This window comes from Microbacterium paraoxydans, from assembly GCF_019056515.1.
Lineage (GTDB): Bacteria > Actinomycetota > Actinomycetes > Actinomycetales > Microbacteriaceae > Microbacterium.
In genome coordinates this window covers 245,171-260,150 of sequence record NZ_CP064873.1, presented here as the reverse complement: position 1 = coordinate 260,150, position 14,980 = coordinate 245,171, and the positions used below count along the sequence as shown (strand labels likewise).

Below are 14,980 nucleotides of genomic sequence, written 5' to 3'. Positions count from 1 at the left end.
GTTCTCCGTCTGGGTCAGCGCTTCTGCGGGAGGACCGCGGTGGCGAGGGCGGTGGCGATGACGCCGAGCGCGCCCACGCCGAGGAGCACGAGGCCCGCGGGCCAGACCTCTCGCGTGAAGACGTCGTAGCTGTCGCTGTACTCGACGATGTGCTCAACCGTCCCGACCCCCGTGAGACTGATGCCGACGATCAGGGCGACGACGGACACGCCCCACGCGACGATCCATCCGAGGCGGTTCGCGGCCAGCCGTCGCCGCTCCGCGCGCTCGGCCTCCTCCGCCTCTGGCGCGGTCCCCGACCGTGCGTCGTCATCGGTCTCGTGCGTCAGCTCGGATGTGGTCTCCATGGCCGCACGATATCGGACGGGGTCGGTTCCGGCGGGATGCCGGTCACACCACTCCGACACGACACCTGCGGAGTGGGCTGCGGTCGGGACGCTCGCCGACACGGTCGCCCAGGGCGCTCGTGTCGCCGTCACCTCCACCGACCAGCACGGCGCGCCTCGGAGCCGGTGATCGCCCCACCGCCCCGTTGCGGAAGCTGATCCCGCGCGGCGGCGCAAGCCCCTCCGCGGAGGCCTACCCTCGCCGTACCCTCGGCGGCATGTTGAAGATCGTGTCGATCGTGATCCGCGTGGACGACCTCCCGGCCCAGACCGCATTCTGGAAGGCAGCCCTCGACTACGTCGAACGAGACCCCGCGGAGGACGACTGGGCCGTACTCAAACCCCGCGACGCCGACGCACCGTGCATCGCGCTCGACGCGCACCACTCGGAGCGTGTGCTGCCGCCGCGCATCCACCTCGACATCTACGCGGAGGACCAGGCTGCCGAGGTGGAGCGCCTCGCCGGGCTCGGAGCACGGGAGGTCCACTGGGACGGTCGGCCCGACGACGCCGACTACATCATCATGGAAGACCCCGAGGGGAACCGCTTCTGCATCGTGGACCGTCCCGACTGGGGCGGGTGGAGTGCCGGGTGAGTCCGGAGCGTTCGTGCAGGACCCTGCGGGTGCGGAGTGCGAAAACGTTCCGGGGCGGGCGAGCTGAGGGGCATTACTGCATCCGCACCGGGGCAGCGTGGCGCGTAAGCCGTTGGCGAGTGCGAAAACGTTCCGGAGCGGGCGAGGCCAGGGACGTTTTCGCACTCGCACCGGGGCAGAGTGGCGCGCACGTCGTTGGCAAGTGCGAAAGCCTTCCGGTACTCGCGGGGCCCGGGACGTTTCTGCACCCGCACCGGCGTCCCGGACGGGCACCCGTGCAGGTAAGGGCAGAAACGTGCCGGAGCCGGGTGGCGGGAGGAGCGGTTCTGCACCTGCGCTCGGCGTCAGGGGCGAGGCGTGCGAGGTCGCTGGACGCGAAGGATCAGGGGGTATCCGGCGCGGTGGTGCGCTCCGCGGCGAGGGCGCGGCGATGCGCCGTCAGCGCCGCCCGGACCGCCGAGTAGATGATCAGCCACAGGAGCAGCAGCGCGAGGAGCGGGACGACCACGTAGACGAGAAGGAAGAAGACGGAGGCACCGGCGAACATCGCTCCAGCGTAGGGACGGTCGTGCTCCTCGGGAAGGCCCTGACACGGTTCGGACCGCCGCCTTCCGAACAGAGTGCGAGAACGCCCCGGAACTGGCGACGGGAGGTGCGGTTCTGCACCCGCACTCAAGGGGCGGGAGTCCCCCGCAGTGCGGAGTGCAAGAACGGACCGATGCGCACCTCGCGAAGGGCGCTTTCGCACCCCGCGGCGGCGCGTATACGAACCGTGATGGGGAGTGCGAAAACGAGCGGGAGTTCGCGCGGTGAGGCCCGGTTCTGCACTCGCACGAGCGGGGCTGAGATGTGGAGTGCGGAGGGGGACCGGAACTCGCGGAGAGAGGGACGTTTCTGCGCCCGCACCGGTGCGACACACCGGCGCCGCGCGAGGGCGGCCGGACTAAGCGCGGGGGAGGCGCGCGCGGGCGGCGCGGACGAGGGCGGCGTTGCTCGGGGCGTCGGTGCCGTCCGGGAGGAGGAGCGTGTCCTCCAGGCCGATCCGCGTATCGAGGCCGAGCTCCCCCGCGAGGTCGAGGGCGGGCCAAGCCGACAGCTCCTCGCCGTGCAGCAGGATCGGCAGGTCGGGCTCCTCGCGCGCCACTTGGGCGATCAGCCCTTCGGCGTGCGGACGGACGACGTCGGCGGCCTCCGCGGGAAGCTCCACGAGCACGCGCAGGCACGCACCGCGGACCGGGGAGACCCGCCACGCCTCGAGCCCCGCTGCGTCCCAGATGCCCGCTTCCACGCCGATCCCCCGTCGACGCAGCGCCGCGGCCACCTCGTCGGCTCCGGCCTCGTGCCAGTTCACGGAGGCGTAGTCGGGAAGTTCCGTCCAGCCTTCGATGGCCGCGAGCCGTCGCGACACGTCGGGCTCGGCCCAGGCTCCGGTCGTCACGCCCACGGGTATGCCCGGCGCCGCAGCACGGACGGCTCCGAGCCACCGCCGCACATCCTCGGGCGCCAGGGAGTCGCGGCCGGCGGCGTCCTTCGCATGCACATGGATCTCTGCGGCACCAGCATCCACGGCCGCCGCGGCGTCCTGGGCTACCACTGTCTCGTCGGCGCTCAGCCACGGATGCTCCGCGACATCCCTGGCACCGTTCACGCAGACCTGCAGGATCATCCGCGACTCACCACATGAGGTCGCGCGGGTGCGCCTCGTTCGGAGCCACGTCGTCGGACGGCCCCTCTTCCGTGCGCACGAAATGCTGCACCTGACGCGCTGTCGCCGCGCCACGGCCGACCTTCACCGCCTCCTCCATCGACTCGAAGCTGCTGCCCAGCGTGTGCGACTCGCCCTGGATCCGGTTGAACCAGATGCCGTTGCGCGAGAACGTCTCGATGTCTCCTGCGGCCATGCCCTGCCTTTCTTCTCCTCCTTTCTACGTCAGGCGACCGACGACGAAGAGGCCCTTGACATGTCATGTCGCCCACGGGCGCCGACCCACCCCCTGCCGTGCATCCCGGCCCGTTACGGACGGGCGCAAGGGGCCGGGTCAACCGCACGGGGCCGGGTCGGCTGCAGGAGGCACGCCGCTCGTTGACCCACCCCCTTGCCTGCATCCCGGCCCGTTGCGGACGGGCGCAAGGGGCCGGGTCGACCGCACGGGGCCGGGTCGAGGGTCCGACGGGGGTCAGGCGACGTCGAGGACCCAGGTCACGCCGAAGCGGTCGGTGAGCATGCCGAAACCGGCGGACCACGCGGAGGCGGCGAGAGGTTCGATCACCGTCGCCCCCTCGACGAGAGCGTCCCAGACGGGCTGCAGCTCATCCAGGGAGTCCGCTCGCAGCGACTGGAAGAAGGAGCGGTCCGTGATCGTCATCCCATTCTCACGACGGGTGGTGCCGGCAGTCGCGGCCGTGTCGTCCGATCCCGGGACGTCATACGCCATCAGGCGCACGGGCCCGTCGAGCTGGCCGAACACGAGCTTGTCGAACCCGGGAACACCCTCCGGCATCCCGAACTGGCCGTAGGTGGCCGCGGTCACCTCGCCGCCGAAGACCGACCGGTAGAAGTCGAGGGCCTGACGGGCCGTGCCGCGGAAGTTGAGGTGAGTGGTGGTCGTGAGAGTCATGGTGTCCTCCGTGTCCCGGTCCGCCGATCGGACCGCGTGATCCCACCGTCACAGAGGTAGAGGTCTGTTTCTGTCCTCTTTCCACCGCAGAATGGAGCCATGACCGGAAGCTCGTCGCGCATGCTCGCGCTGCTGTCCCTGCTGCAGGCGACGCGCGACTGGCCCGGCGGGGAACTCGCCGACCGTCTCGGCGTCACACCGCGCACGGTGCGCCGCGACGTCGATCGACTGCGCGCGCTCGGCTACCGCATCGGATCCGCCAAGGGCCCGTACGGCGGCTACCGCCTCGAAGCGGGGTCGGACATGCCGCCGCTTCTGTTCGACGACGAGCAGGCCGTGGCGATCGCCGTCGCCCTGCAGAGTGCGAGCGCGACCGGGGTCGAGGTCACCGAGGCCGCTCAGCGCGCGCTCGCGACCGTCCGTCAGGTCATGCCCTCACGCCTGCGCCACCGCATCGACGGGATCCGCTTCGACGGAGCACCGGCCACGGTCCGCGCCGACCCGGCCGTACTGGAGGCGGCGAGCGCGGCGGTACGCGACCGGAAGGTGCTCCGCTTCGACTACGGATCCGCGCGGGACCGCCCTCCACGGCGCACCGAGCCTCATGCCGTCGTGGCGCGCGAGGGCCGCTGGTACCTGCTGGCCTGGGACCTCGACGCGGCCGATTGGCGCACGTATCGCCTCGATCGACTGCAGCCACGCACGCCGACCGGGCCCTCCTTCACGCCGCGACCCCTGCCCGCCGCGGACGCACAGACCTTCCTCGCCGCCCGTGCCAAGGGCTCGACGACCGAGGACCGCTGGCCGTGCACGGGCGTGGTGGATATCGCCCTGCCGGCGCGGGACGTGGCGCCGTGGGTCGGAGACGGCGCCGTGGTGCCGCTGTCGGATGACTCGTGCCGAGTCACGGTCGGCTCCTGGTCGTGGACGGGTGTGCTCGCCGCGGTGGCCCGGTTCGACGCGCCGTTCACGGTGGTCGGGCCCGAGGCGCTGCGCGAGGCGGCGGGGGTGCTGGCGCAGCGGTTCGCAGCAGCGCACTCCTCCTCCTGACGCTGCCCTGCAGGGGAGTTATCCAGAGCCTTCGGGGAGATCCGTCCGTGCGGCCTCGCAATGTCGCCGAGCGATGGTTCACTGGACCCACGAATCGGAGAACTAGTAGTTCTACTACTTTGGACCTACCCTGAGGAGATGGGCACCGTGTCGAAGACCGAACTGAATCAACAGACCGCGCGGGTGCTGGCGCGCGTCACCGCCGGCGAGCACCTGACGGTGACAGACCGCGGGCGCCCGATCGCCGAGCTGTCGCCGCCCGCTGAGACGGCCTGGACACGCATGATCGCCAACGGGCGGGTGACGCTGCCCCGCGCGAGCGGTCCGCTCCGCCGCGCCCCCGTGCCGGATTCGCTGTCCGTGACGGAGATCCTCGGCGAGCTTCGAGCCGACCGGTCGTGATCTACCTCGACACCTCAGCAGCCGCGAAGGCACTCATCGAGGAAGGGGGGTCGGAAGCGGTCGTCCGCGCCTTCGCGGACGGCAGCGAGTTCGTCTCCTCGCGCCTCCTCGCCGTGGAGCTGCACGCGATCGCCGACCGCCGTTCCCTCGACCGTGAAGCCGTCGTCGACCTCCTCGACCGCGTCGCGCTCGTCTCCCTCGACGACGAGACGCTGACCGCGGCCACCCGGGCAGGCTCAGGGCTCCGCACTCTGGACGCTCTCCACCTCGCCGCCGCGCTCGAACTCGGCGACGTGGTCACGGCGCTCCTCACGTTCGACCGCGAGCTCGCCGCCGCCGCACGCGCGCAGGGCCTGACCCTCGCCGAGCTGCCATGACGCCGCCGCCTTCCCGTCCTGACGCCGTCCGACGGCACGCACGAGAGAACGGCCCCGACCGCGCCGGTAGACTGAAGACGCCCCGCCGGCCCCTTCCTTTGGAGTGCGCGTGACCACCGCCCCTGCACCTTCCCCCCAGCACGTCCCCGACTCCGTCGAGAACGCGATCGCGACGCCCGAGAAGGAGCAGCCGTACGGCGCCCTCGGGCTCAAGGACGACGAGTACGCGCGCATCAAGGAGATCCTCGGCCGCCGCCCCACCTCGGGCGAGCTGGCGATGTACTCGGTGATGTGGTCGGAGCACTGCTCCTACAAGTCGAGCAAGAACTACCTGCGCCGCTTCGGCCAGAAGGTCTCCGACGAGATGAAGGAACGCCTGATGGTCGGCATGGGCCAGAACGCGGGCGTCGTCGACGTCGGCGAGGGCTGGGCCGTGACCTTCAAGGCCGAGTCGCACAACCACCCGTCGTTCATCGAGCCCTTCCAGGGTGCGGCGACCGGTGTCGGCGGCATCGTCCGCGACATCATCTCGATGGGCGCCCGCCCCGTCGCCGTGATGGACGCCCTGCGCTTCGGTGCGATCGACCACCCGGACACCGCCCGCGTCGTGCACGGCGTGACCAGCGGCATCAGCTTCTACGGCAACTGCCTCGGCCTTCCGAACATCGGCGGCGAGACGGTTTTCGATTCCGTCTATCAGGCCAACCCGCTCGTGAACGCGCTCGCGGTGGGAGTGCTGCGCCACGAAGACCTCAAGCTCGCGAACGCCACCGGCGTCGGCAACAAGGTCGTCCTGTTCGGTGCCCGCACCGGCGGCGACGGCATCGGCGGCGCGAGCATCCTGGCCTCCGACACGTTCGCCGACGGCGGCCCGACCAAGCGCCCCGCGGTGCAGGTGGGCGACCCGTTCGCCGAGAAGGTGCTCATCGAGTGCTGTCTGGAGCTCTACCGCGGCGAACTCGTCGAGGCGATCCAGGACCTCGGCGCCGCCGGCATCTCCTGCGCGACCAGCGAGCTCGCGGCCAACGGCAACAGCGGCATGCACGTCTCGCTCGACAACGTGCTGCTGCGCGACCCCACACTCACGGCCGAGGAGATCCTCATGTCGGAGTCGCAGGAGCGCATGATGGCCATCGTCGCCCCCGAGAAGCTCGACGCCTTCCTGGCCGTCGTGAACAAGTGGGAGGTCGAGACCTCCGTGCTCGGCGAGGTCACCGGCGATGGACGCCTCATCATCGACTGGCAGGGCGAGCGCATCGTCGATGTCGACCCCTCGACCGTCGCGGTCGACGGTCCCGTCTACGACCGCCCGGTCGCCTACCCTACGTGGATCGACGCGCTGCAGGCCGACGCCGCCGAGAACCTGCCGCGCGCGAACGACGCGGAGACGCTGCGCGAGCAGTTCCTCGCCCTCGTCGCCTCCCCGAACCTCGCGGACACGAGCTGGATCACGAACCAGTACGACTACTACGTGCTCGGTAACACGGCCCTGAGCTTCCCCGACGACGCCGGCATGATCCGCGTGGACGAGGAGTCCGGCCTGGGCTTCTCCGTCGCCACCGACGCCAACGGCCGCTACTGCCAGCTTGATCCGTACGCCGGCGCGCAGCTCGCGCTCGCCGAGGCGTATCGCAACGTCGCCGTCACCGGTGCCGTGCCAACGGCCATCACCGACTGCCTCAACTTCGGCTCTCCCGAGAACCCCGAGGTCATGTGGCAGTTCGGGCAGACCGTCGACGGCCTCGCAGACGGCTGCTACGAGCTGGGCACCCCCGTCACCGGCGGCAACGTCTCGTTCTACAACCAGACCGGCGACGTGCCGATCCACCCGACCCCGCTCGTCGGCGTGCTGGGCATCATCGACGACGTCTCCCGCCGCATCCCGTCCGGCTGGCAGGACGAGGGGCAGAACATCTACCTGCTCGGCACCACGTCGACCGAGCTCTCCGGCTCCGCGTGGGCCGAGGTCGTGCACCAGCATCTCGGCGGCCGCCCGCCGAAGGTCGACCTCGCGGGCGAGAAGCGCCTCGCCGGACTGCTCGCCGCGGCCCGTGACGAGTGGCTCATCTCCTCGGCGCACGACCTTTCCGAAGGCGGTCTCGCGCAGGCCCTGGCCGAGGGCGTCATGCGCTTCGGCGTCGGCGCCCGGGTCTGGCTCAACGAGATCATCGAGCGCGATGGCGTGGACGCCGCGACCGCCCTGTTCTCCGAGTCGACCGGCCGCGTGATCGTGACCGTTCCCCGCGAGGACGACGTGAAGTTCCGCGGGCTCTGCGAGGGCCGCGGCTACCCGGTCGCCCGCATCGGCGTCACGGACAGCGAGCCGCAGCTCGAGGTGCAGGACGTCTTCACCGTCTCGGCCGCCGAGCTCCGCGAGCGCTCGCAGGCCACGCTGCCGTCGTACTTCGGCCCGACCGTCACGGAGCCGGTGGCCTGATGAGCGGCGACGGCCTCAGCGAGGACTACGGCGACCTCGGCGAGAAGCGCAACCGGCGCATCCGCATCATCGCGTGGACCGTCATCGTGGCGCTGATCCTCGGTGGCGGCGGCGCGACCGTGCTCACCCTGCTCCTCGGCTGATCCGGGCCCGCGTCGCAGATTCGCACCCGGGTCGCAGGGGTTCCCTGAATCCGTGCGACCCCGTGCGAATCCGCGACCTCAGCGAGCGAAGAGGTAGCGGGTCAGGGCGACGACGGAACCCGGATCGTGGGCCTCGCGGCCGAGAGACTCCACGATGATGGCCCCGAGGATGGCGCGACCGAGCTGCTCGACCGGGGCGTCCTCCGGCAGCTGACCGTCGCGGATGCCGCCGCGGAGACGCTCCGACAGGTACTTCTCCACCCCGAGGCTCTCGCCGAGGTGCGCACCGACCGAGGCATCCTCCGTGGCCGCGGCCACGAGAGACCGCAGCAGCACACCGCCCTGGGGCTTCTCGAGGATCGACAGGACGCTCCGCAGCCAGGTCTCCACGTCGGCGGAGAGGTCTCCGGTGTCGGGCACGACGAAGTCCACGGGGATGAGGCGTCCCTCGGCCAGGCACTCCCCGATGAGCGCGCCGCGCGACGGCCACCAGCGGTAGATGGTCTGCTTGCCGACCTTGGCCTCCTTGGCGATGCCCTCGATCGTGAGCCGGTCATACCCCTGATTGTGGAAGAGCCGGGCCGTCGCATCGAGGATCGCCTCGCGGGCCGCAGTGCTGCGCACAGGGCCACTGCGATGCTCGTTCACCATGCGTTCAGGATAGCCACAGATCCCTAGACGAGACGTGCCGTATGCTCTTTTCGTCTGAAGGAGATCACGTGGCTTCACTGCTGTTCCGTCTGGGTTCTTTCGCTGCGCGCAGGGCGTGGACGGTGATCGTCTCCTGGGTGCTCATCCTCGGGCTCGGCGTCGGCGCCTTCCTCACCTTCGGCGGCACGCTGAGCAACAGCTTCGACATCCCCGGCACCGCCTCCGGCGAGGTCACCGATCAGCTCGCCGACAAGCTGCCGGACACCGCCGGGGGCACCGGGACGGTGGTCTACCGGACGGACGACGGGGAGCCCTTCACCGACGAGCAGAAGCAGGCGATCTCCGACCTCGCCGCGAGCGCGGGAGACCTCGACGGCGTCGCCTCCGTCGTCGACCCGTTCGACGCCCAGCGGCTGCAGGACGAGCAGGCGAAGGAGCTGACGGACGGCCAGGCCCAGCTCGACGACGGCCGCGCCCAGCTCGACGCCGGCCAGGCCCAGCTCGACGACGGCCGGGCACAGCTCGAGGCCGGGATCACCCAGCTCGAAGGGGCGCGCGCGCAGGCCGAGGCCGCCGGCGCGCCAGCCCAGCAGACCGCCGCGCTCGACGCGCAGCTCGCGCAGCTGAACGCCCAGCTCGCGCAGCTCGACGCGCAGCAGGACACCATCGACGAGAACCGCGCGGAGCTCGCCGACAGCGCGGAGCAGCTGGACCTCGGCACGACCCTGCTGGACCTCGCGGACGGCATCGGCGTCGTCTCGGAGGACGGCTCCACGGCCATCGTCAACGTCTCCTTCGTCGATCCGCGCCTGGAGCTCGCCGAAGAGACCAAGCAGAGCACCATCGCCCACTTCCAGGACGAGGAGATCGACGGCGTCACGGTCGACTTCGGCACCGACATCGCCCAGGGCGTGCCCGAGATCTTCGGCGTCGGCGAGGCCATCGGTCTCGCGTTCGCCGCGGTCGTGCTCATCGTGATGCTCGGTTCGCTGATCGGTGCGGCCCTGCCCATCGTCACGGCCGTGGTCGGCGTCGGCGTGGGCGTCACGGCGTCGCTCGCGTTCTCCGGCGTCGTCGACATGGCCTCGGTGACTCCCGTCCTCGGCGTGATGCTGGGGCTCGCGGTCGGCATCGACTACTCCCTCTTCATCGTGAACCGGCACCGCAAGCAGCTGCTGGCCGGGTCGCCCGTGCGCGAGTCCATCGGTCTGGCCACGGGTACCTCCGGGACCGCGGTGGTGTTCGCGGGGACCACGGTCATCGTCGCGCTCCTCGCCCTCAACGTGACGGGCGTGCCGTTCCTCGGCCTCATGGGCACGGTGGGAGCGGTGTGCGTCGCCGTCGCCGTGCTCGTCGCCGTGACTCTCGCCCCGGCGATCCTCGGCCTCGTCGGCACCCGTCTGCTCGGCCGCAAGGCGCGGGCGACCATCGGCCAGGAGCACGTGGCCGGGAAGCCCGTGCGGCGGATGTCGACGCTGCGCGCCGTCGTCACCGCGCTCGTCAGCGTCGTCGCGCTGCTCGTGATCGCGATCCCCGCGATGTCGATGCGCCTCGGCCTCCCCGACGGGTCGAGCGAACCGGCCGACTCCACCAGCTACCGCGCGTTCTCGACCGTCGACGAGCAGTTCGGCGAGGGCGCGAACGGGCCGCTCCTGGTGACCGCGACCCTCGACGACGCCGTGAGCGACGACGACCTGCTGGCCACGCAGGTGACCGTGGCGGAGAAGATCGCCGAGCAGGACGACGTGGTCGCGGTGGCCCCCGTCGCGACGTCGGACGACAACACGCTCCTCGCCTTCCAGGTGCTGCCCGCCGAAGGCCCGAACAGCGCCTCCACCGAGAAGCTGGTGCAGGATCTGCGGGGTCTCCCCGAGATCGACGGCGGCATCACCCTCGGCGTCGCCGGTCAGGCCGCCACCAACATCGACATCTCCGAGGCTCTGGCGAGCGTGCTCCCGCTGTACCTCGTGGTCGTCGTGGGCCTGTCGCTGCTCATCATGATCGTCGTGTTCCGCTCGCTGCTCGTGCCGCTCATCGCCACAGGAGGGTTCGTGCTGTCGCTGTTCGCGACGTACGGGCTCATCGTCGCGGTGTTCCAGTGGGGGTGGGGCGCCGACCTCATCGGGTTGCACAGCACCGGTCCGATCCTGAGCTTCCTGCCGGTGATCCTCGTCGGCATCCTGTTCGGACTCGCGATGGACTACCAGCTCTTCCTCGCGTCGGGGATGCGGGAGGCCTATGTTCACGGCGCCTCCGCGCGCGATGCCGTGGCGCAGGGCTTCCGAGCCGGGCGCTCGGTCGTCATCGCGGCCGCGCTCATCATGGTGTCGGTGTTCGGCGGGTTCGTGTTCTCGGAGTCGACCATCATCCGGTCCATCGGGTTCGGTCTCGCGTTCGGCGTGCTGCTCGACGCGTTCGTGGTGCGGATGCTGCTGATGCCCGCGCTCATGCACCTGCTCGGACGCTCGGCCTGGTGGCTGCCGAAGTGGCTCGACCGCATCATCCCGAACGTCGACATGGAGGGCGCGGCGCTGGAGCGGGACCACCCCAGCGTGCACACCGACTCCGTCCCCACCGTGGAGCCCCCGCGCACCCGTCGCGGCTGAGTCTGGTTCGCGCGGGACAGGCATTCGCGCGGGTTCAGGCACCTGTCACCAGGGTCGCCTGATGCCGCGCGGATGCCTGAACCTGCGCGAGCGGTCGCGGGGGCAGGCTGTCCGGAGGGGACAGGCAGGCGCGGGAGTTCAGGCACCTGCAGCCGGTGTCGCCTGATCTCGCGCGGACGGCTGGTCCGGCGACGACGCGGGTGTCGCAGGGCGGGCCTAGAGTGGGCGGATGGATCTGCGAGCGCTGTTGCAAGAGCGCCGCGCCGAGGCCGAAGCCCGCGTCGCGGCGACGGCGACTACGCTCGCGGAGCTCATGCACGACCGCGAGGGCTCGAACGACGATGACGAGCACGACCCGGAGGGGGTGACGCTCTCGTCGGAGTGGTCCCGACTGTCGGGGCTGGCCGAGGCGGCGCAGGAGGAGCTCCGCCAGGTGGACGAGGCGCTGATGCGGATGGACGCCGGGACCTACGGCATCTGCGCGCACTGCGGGCGACCCATCCCGCCGGAGCGCCTGGAGGTGCGGCCGTTCGCGGAGTACTGCGTCGCCTGCGCCGAGAAGCTCGGTCGCTGACGCCGGGCACGACTTCGGAGACGTGGGCCGGCACGCCGGGCGACAGGGACTGTCGACGGCGTGCCGGCCGGGATCTCCGAAGGTGTGACCACGGGTCAGGGCAGGGCGGGGCCTCCCGGGCCGGCGCCGGGCACCGGGTAGTAGACCGGCGGGGTGTCGTCCCAGGCCGATGGCAGCATCAGCAGATCGTCGTAGTGGTGCATGGCGATGCCACCGAAGGAGGCGTCATCCTGGAACGCGGCGTAGGTCTTGTCGAGCTCGCCCTCGAGGTAGGTGCGCCCCTCCTCCCAGAACGTCACCGTCTCCGGGTCACCGGTGCCCGAGAGGTCCTTCGTCTCGATGCCGACGACGACCGAGTTCGGCTTGCCGATCTGGTTCGCGTAGTCGATCTCGTGCTGCGCCTGCGCGATGATCCCGGCACTGCCGTCCGCGGTGTCCCGATAGTCCATGATCGCGATGTAGTCGGTCATGTCCTGGATGTGATCGCTCAGGGCCTTCGTCTGCCCGTTCCAGGTGATGGACGTGCAGCAGGCCGACGAGTCGAGCCACCGCGGGATGGCCGGCCCCACGAGCACCGGGAGCCCCGAGGCGTCCCGACGTTCGATGAGCGTGTCGAGCACCTCGAGCCAGCGGACAGGCAGGCCGCCGTTGCCGGGCTCCTTCCACGCGGACAGGATGTACGGCTCGATATCGACGTTGATGCCGTCGAAGCGGGCCGACTCCGGCACGGCGAGGTTGTAGTCGAGGACTTTCTCGAACTCGTCGACGGCGAAGTGCTCGAACTGCTCCAGCGCGCCGAGATAGGGCGGACGCGTGCCACCGGCGACGGTGGCCTGCACGTGGTAGCCGCGGCCGCGCGCCCACTGGACGAACGCCGCCACCTCGGACCGCGACTCCCGCAGCATGTCGGTGCTGCCGTACTTGTCGACGCCGAGGTAGATCGTGCGGATGGGGTCGGAGCCGAAGGTCGTCGTGTCGTCCATGACGGCGCCGAGACGGTCCCGGGCGTCGGTGTCGAAGACGGCTTCGTACGAGGCGCGCTCCCAGATCCACATCGCGCGGTCCTGGTCGTAGACGACCGGGGCCTCCGGGGTCGCCCCGCCGAGGGCCACGTAGGTGGTCGTCGACTCCCCCGTGTGCCCGGACACGTCGACGGCCCGCGCCTCGATGCTCGCGAACCGCGCGGGCCCAACGGGGAATGACGTCGCGTACAGCCCGCCGGACTGCGCGGTGGCGGCCTGCCAGGCACCGCCGTCGACCCGCACCTCGACCGTCGTCAGTGCACGATCCGACTGCACCGCGACCTCGACGTCCAGGCTCGAGCCCGCGTACGCCCCTTCGACAGGAGAGGCGATGGTGACGACGGGACGCGAGGCGGCGGGGTTGTCGACCTCCACGGCGAGGAAGTCCGACCACGTCGTGTACAGCGTCGTGAGGTCGCGGCCGCGGACGGCGAGATCGAGCCGTCCGTCGACGTCCGCGATGTCGAGATCGACGCTCCAGGTGCCGGAGGTGCCGCTGGTCGGGATGGGCACCAGTTCCTGCGCCCCGACGACGAGCACGAGCTCCGCGGCATTGGCGAAGCTACCCTCGACGGTGAGGGTCGAGCCGCTGACGACGGCACCGTCGGTCGGCGAGGTGATGGCGAGGGCGGTCGTGACCGTCTGGGCGGAGGCGGCGCCGCTCGAGGCGACCGCCCCGCCGGCGAGAAGGGTGGCGGCGACCAGCGCCGACAGCCAGCGTGTGCGTCTCATCGTGTCTCCTTCCGCTCCGCGCGGCGCGGAGTCGTCGTGACTGCCACCGTGACGCCGCGCGGGAGACGGGTCAACGCGGGACACGCGGGAGGGAAGGAATAGGGGAAGGACTGCGCACTCCTGCCGGCCCGTCGGAGATCCGCAGCGGCCGGGGGACCCTTGTCCCGCACCCTTGGAATGAATACGGTTGCACAAAGCAGACACCCACGGACGGGAGGGTCGTGTGAGCGCTTTTCCGAACACCCAGCCGCTGTTCCGGAGTCTCGCCGCACAGCTTCGCGCGCGGATCGCGGCAGGCGAGTGGACGCCCGGCGACCGCCTGCCCCCGGAGACCGCGCTGGCCGGCGCGCACGCGGTCGGCGTCAACACCGTGCGCCGTGCGCTGGCCCTGCTCGCCGCCGAGGGACTGGTCGTGCGACGCCAGGGCGCGGGCACCTACGTGGCCGCGCGGGCGCGACGGCGGATCGGAGTGATCGTGCCGTCGCTCGACTACTACTTCCCCGCCGTGGTGGCGGGCGTCGCCGAGGTGGCGGCGGCCGCCGGGGCCACCCTGCGCGTCACCTCCAGCGCGTACGACGACGCGGTCGAGATCCGCCGCATCCGAGAGGCCATCGCTGACGGCTGCGACGGCCTTCTCCTCACCCCCACCCTGCATCGAGCCGACCCGTCCGCCCGCCTCGACCTGCTGCGCGGCCTCCCCGTGCCCGTCGTGCTGATGGAGCGACTGCCGACCGGCGCTCCGCCGGACGACACCCTCTCGGCCGTCTGCACCGACGTCGTGGCCGGCGGCTATGCGGCAGTCCGACACCTCGCGGCCGCGGGACGGCGGCGGATCGGGTTCCTCGGCCGACGCGACACCGCCACTTCGGCGGCCGCCTGGCGCGGCTTCCAGCGCGGGATAGACGACCTCGGCCTCACCGACGTCGCCGACGGGACGGAGCGGCGCTCGTCGTGGGACACCCCGGCCGTCGCGGCTTACGCACGGCGCGTGCGGGAGCTCGCCCTGGACGCCGTCGTGTGCCTGGGCGACCGGGAGGCGATCGCGCTGCTCCCGCATCTCCACGGTGTCGGGCTGTCGGTGCCCGAGGACGTCGCGCTCGTCTCCCACGACGACGAAGAGGCCGCGCACGCGCCGGTGCCCCTGACCGCGGTCTCCCCGCCGAAGCGGGAGATCGGTCGCCTCGCTGCCTCGACCCTGCTGGCGAGACTGGACGGCGGCGGCCGCCCGGCACCGGTGCGGATGCTGCTGCAGCCGGAGGTGCGCCGGCGTTCGTCAAGTCGGGCCCGATCCACCCTCTCCGCCCGTTCCATGCAACCGCTTGCATCCCTGCCGACCCCATCCTAGGGTGGAGTCGACGAGGGCCGCTCCCTCGAGAAGAGGTGACC

The 14,980-nt window shown here is 71.1% G+C and carries 16 protein-coding genes; 9 read left to right on the top strand and 7 right to left on the bottom strand.

Annotated features, from left to right (window positions below; genetic code table 11):
- Positions 1 to 14: 14 nt before the first annotated feature.
- A complete protein-coding gene (locus IZR02_RS01280; RefSeq protein ID WP_025104097.1) occupies positions 15 to 347 on the bottom strand; it encodes a hypothetical protein in 333 nt (110 codons plus the stop codon).
- Between the two features lie 257 nt (positions 348 to 604).
- Between IZR02_RS01280 and IZR02_RS01275 the strand changes: the two genes are divergently transcribed.
- Entirely contained in the window at positions 605 to 982 is a 378-nt protein-coding gene (locus IZR02_RS01275) for a VOC family protein (RefSeq protein WP_025104098.1), read from the top strand.
- Between the two features lie 382 nt (positions 983 to 1,364).
- Here the strand turns inward: IZR02_RS01275 and IZR02_RS01270 are convergent, their stop codons facing one another.
- From IZR02_RS01270 to IZR02_RS01255, 4 genes are all read right to left on the bottom strand, one after another.
- Positions 1,365 to 1,529, bottom strand: coding sequence for a hypothetical protein (locus tag IZR02_RS01270; RefSeq protein WP_157544407.1), 165 nt, complete (start codon positions 1,527 to 1,529; stop codon positions 1,365 to 1,367).
- A gap of 396 nt (positions 1,530 to 1,925) precedes the next feature.
- Positions 1,926 to 2,648 carry a 3-keto-5-aminohexanoate cleavage protein gene (locus IZR02_RS01265; RefSeq protein WP_025104099.1) on the bottom strand — a complete coding sequence of 241 codons (723 nt, stop codon included), beginning with the start codon at positions 2,646 to 2,648 and terminating at the stop codon, positions 1,926 to 1,928.
- A 7-nt stretch (positions 2,649 to 2,655) separates the two neighbouring features.
- Complete coding sequence (locus IZR02_RS01260; protein WP_025104100.1) at positions 2,656 to 2,883, bottom strand: hypothetical protein; 228 nt, start codon at positions 2,881 to 2,883, stop codon at positions 2,656 to 2,658.
- 276 nt (positions 2,884 to 3,159) lie between these two features.
- Positions 3,160 to 3,600: a VOC family protein gene (locus tag IZR02_RS01255; protein ID WP_025104101.1), complete on the bottom strand. Its 441-nt coding sequence runs from the start codon at positions 3,598 to 3,600 to the stop codon at positions 3,160 to 3,162.
- A gap of 99 nt (positions 3,601 to 3,699) precedes the next feature.
- Here IZR02_RS01255 and IZR02_RS01250 point away from each other — a divergent pair, with 99 nt between their 5' ends.
- The 5 genes from IZR02_RS01250 to IZR02_RS01230 all read left to right on the top strand — a co-directional run bounded on the left by IZR02_RS01250 (position 3,700) and on the right by IZR02_RS01230 (position 8,009).
- Positions 3,700 to 4,650 carry a helix-turn-helix transcriptional regulator gene (locus tag IZR02_RS01250; RefSeq protein ID WP_025104102.1) on the top strand — a complete coding sequence of 317 codons (951 nt, stop codon included), beginning with the start codon at positions 3,700 to 3,702 and terminating at the stop codon, positions 4,648 to 4,650.
- 138 nt (positions 4,651 to 4,788) lie between these two features.
- Complete coding sequence (locus IZR02_RS01245) at positions 4,789 to 5,052, top strand: type II toxin-antitoxin system Phd/YefM family antitoxin (protein WP_025104103.1); 264 nt, start codon at positions 4,789 to 4,791, stop codon at positions 5,050 to 5,052.
- The gene (locus IZR02_RS01240; RefSeq protein ID WP_062766095.1) at positions 5,049 to 5,429 is read left to right on the top strand and encodes a PIN domain-containing protein; all 381 of its coding nucleotides are present in this window, start codon (positions 5,049 to 5,051) and stop codon (positions 5,427 to 5,429) included. Before IZR02_RS01245 ends, IZR02_RS01240 begins: the two co-directional genes overlap by 4 nt.
- Positions 5,430 to 5,538: 109 nt before the next feature.
- Positions 5,539 to 7,866, top strand: a complete 2,328-nt coding sequence (purL, locus tag IZR02_RS01235) for a phosphoribosylformylglycinamidine synthase subunit PurL (RefSeq protein WP_025104105.1) — start codon at positions 5,539 to 5,541, stop codon at positions 7,864 to 7,866.
- The gene (locus IZR02_RS01230) at positions 7,866 to 8,009 is read left to right on the top strand and encodes a hypothetical protein (RefSeq protein WP_017202962.1); all 144 of its coding nucleotides are present in this window, start codon (positions 7,866 to 7,868) and stop codon (positions 8,007 to 8,009) included. The genes purL and IZR02_RS01230 overlap by 1 nt, the downstream gene beginning before the upstream one ends.
- 78 nt (positions 8,010 to 8,087) lie before the next feature.
- Here the strand turns inward: IZR02_RS01230 and IZR02_RS01225 are convergent, their stop codons facing one another.
- A complete protein-coding gene (locus tag IZR02_RS01225; protein WP_025104106.1) occupies positions 8,088 to 8,660 on the bottom strand; it encodes a TetR/AcrR family transcriptional regulator in 573 nt (190 codons plus the stop codon).
- Positions 8,661 to 8,728: 68 nt separating this feature from the next.
- On the opposite strand from IZR02_RS01225, the gene IZR02_RS01220 reads away from it, so the two are divergent.
- Together IZR02_RS01220 and IZR02_RS01215 are read left to right on the top strand one after the other, a co-directional pair.
- Positions 8,729 to 11,266: an MMPL family transporter gene (locus IZR02_RS01220; protein WP_062766092.1), complete on the top strand. Its 2,538-nt coding sequence runs from the start codon at positions 8,729 to 8,731 to the stop codon at positions 11,264 to 11,266.
- 229 nt (positions 11,267 to 11,495) lie between these two features.
- Positions 11,496 to 11,840 (top strand): TraR/DksA family transcriptional regulator, encoded by a 345-nt coding sequence (locus tag IZR02_RS01215; protein WP_025104108.1) that lies wholly within the window; start codon positions 11,496 to 11,498, stop codon positions 11,838 to 11,840.
- 95 nt (positions 11,841 to 11,935) lie between these two features.
- Here the strand turns inward: IZR02_RS01215 and IZR02_RS01210 are convergent, their stop codons facing one another.
- Positions 11,936 to 13,594, bottom strand: a complete 1,659-nt coding sequence (locus tag IZR02_RS01210; RefSeq protein ID WP_025104109.1) for an Ig-like domain-containing protein — start codon at positions 13,592 to 13,594, stop codon at positions 11,936 to 11,938.
- A 223-nt stretch (positions 13,595 to 13,817) separates the two neighbouring features.
- Here IZR02_RS01210 and IZR02_RS01205 point away from each other — a divergent pair, with 223 nt between their 5' ends.
- Positions 13,818 to 14,939 carry a GntR family transcriptional regulator gene (locus IZR02_RS01205; protein ID WP_025104110.1) on the top strand — a complete coding sequence of 374 codons (1,122 nt, stop codon included), beginning with the start codon at positions 13,818 to 13,820 and terminating at the stop codon, positions 14,937 to 14,939.
- The last annotated feature ends 41 nt before the right edge of the window (positions 14,940 to 14,980 follow it).

What these genes read in the sequence shown, in the direction of transcription:
- IZR02_RS01245 (WP_025104103.1), top strand. Translation starts at nt 4,789, where the DNA reads ATGGGCACCGTGTCGAAGACCGAACTGAATCAACAGACCGCGCGGGTG.
- IZR02_RS01260 (WP_025104100.1), bottom strand. Translation starts at nt 2,883, where the DNA reads ATGGCCGCAGGAGACATCGAGACGTTCTCGCGCAACGGCATCTGGTTC.
- IZR02_RS01270 (WP_157544407.1), bottom strand. Translation starts at nt 1,529, where the DNA reads ATGTTCGCCGGTGCCTCCGTCTTCTTCCTTCTCGTCTACGTGGTCGTC.
- IZR02_RS01230 (WP_017202962.1), top strand. Translation starts at nt 7,866, where the DNA reads ATGAGCGGCGACGGCCTCAGCGAGGACTACGGCGACCTCGGCGAGAAG.
- IZR02_RS01225 (WP_025104106.1), bottom strand. Translation starts at nt 8,660, where the DNA reads ATGGTGAACGAGCATCGCAGTGGCCCTGTGCGCAGCACTGCGGCCCGC.
- IZR02_RS01250 (WP_025104102.1), top strand. Translation starts at nt 3,700, where the DNA reads ATGACCGGAAGCTCGTCGCGCATGCTCGCGCTGCTGTCCCTGCTGCAG.
- IZR02_RS01275 (WP_025104098.1), top strand. Translation starts at nt 605, where the DNA reads ATGTTGAAGATCGTGTCGATCGTGATCCGCGTGGACGACCTCCCGGCC.
- IZR02_RS01280 (WP_025104097.1), bottom strand. Translation starts at nt 347, where the DNA reads ATGGAGACCACATCCGAGCTGACGCACGAGACCGATGACGACGCACGG.
- IZR02_RS01210 (WP_025104109.1), bottom strand. Translation starts at nt 13,594, where the DNA reads ATGAGACGCACACGCTGGCTGTCGGCGCTGGTCGCCGCCACCCTTCTC.
- IZR02_RS01265 (WP_025104099.1), bottom strand. Translation starts at nt 2,648, where the DNA reads ATGATCCTGCAGGTCTGCGTGAACGGTGCCAGGGATGTCGCGGAGCAT.
- IZR02_RS01215 (WP_025104108.1), top strand. Translation starts at nt 11,496, where the DNA reads ATGGATCTGCGAGCGCTGTTGCAAGAGCGCCGCGCCGAGGCCGAAGCC.
- IZR02_RS01255 (WP_025104101.1), bottom strand. Translation starts at nt 3,600, where the DNA reads ATGACTCTCACGACCACCACTCACCTCAACTTCCGCGGCACGGCCCGT.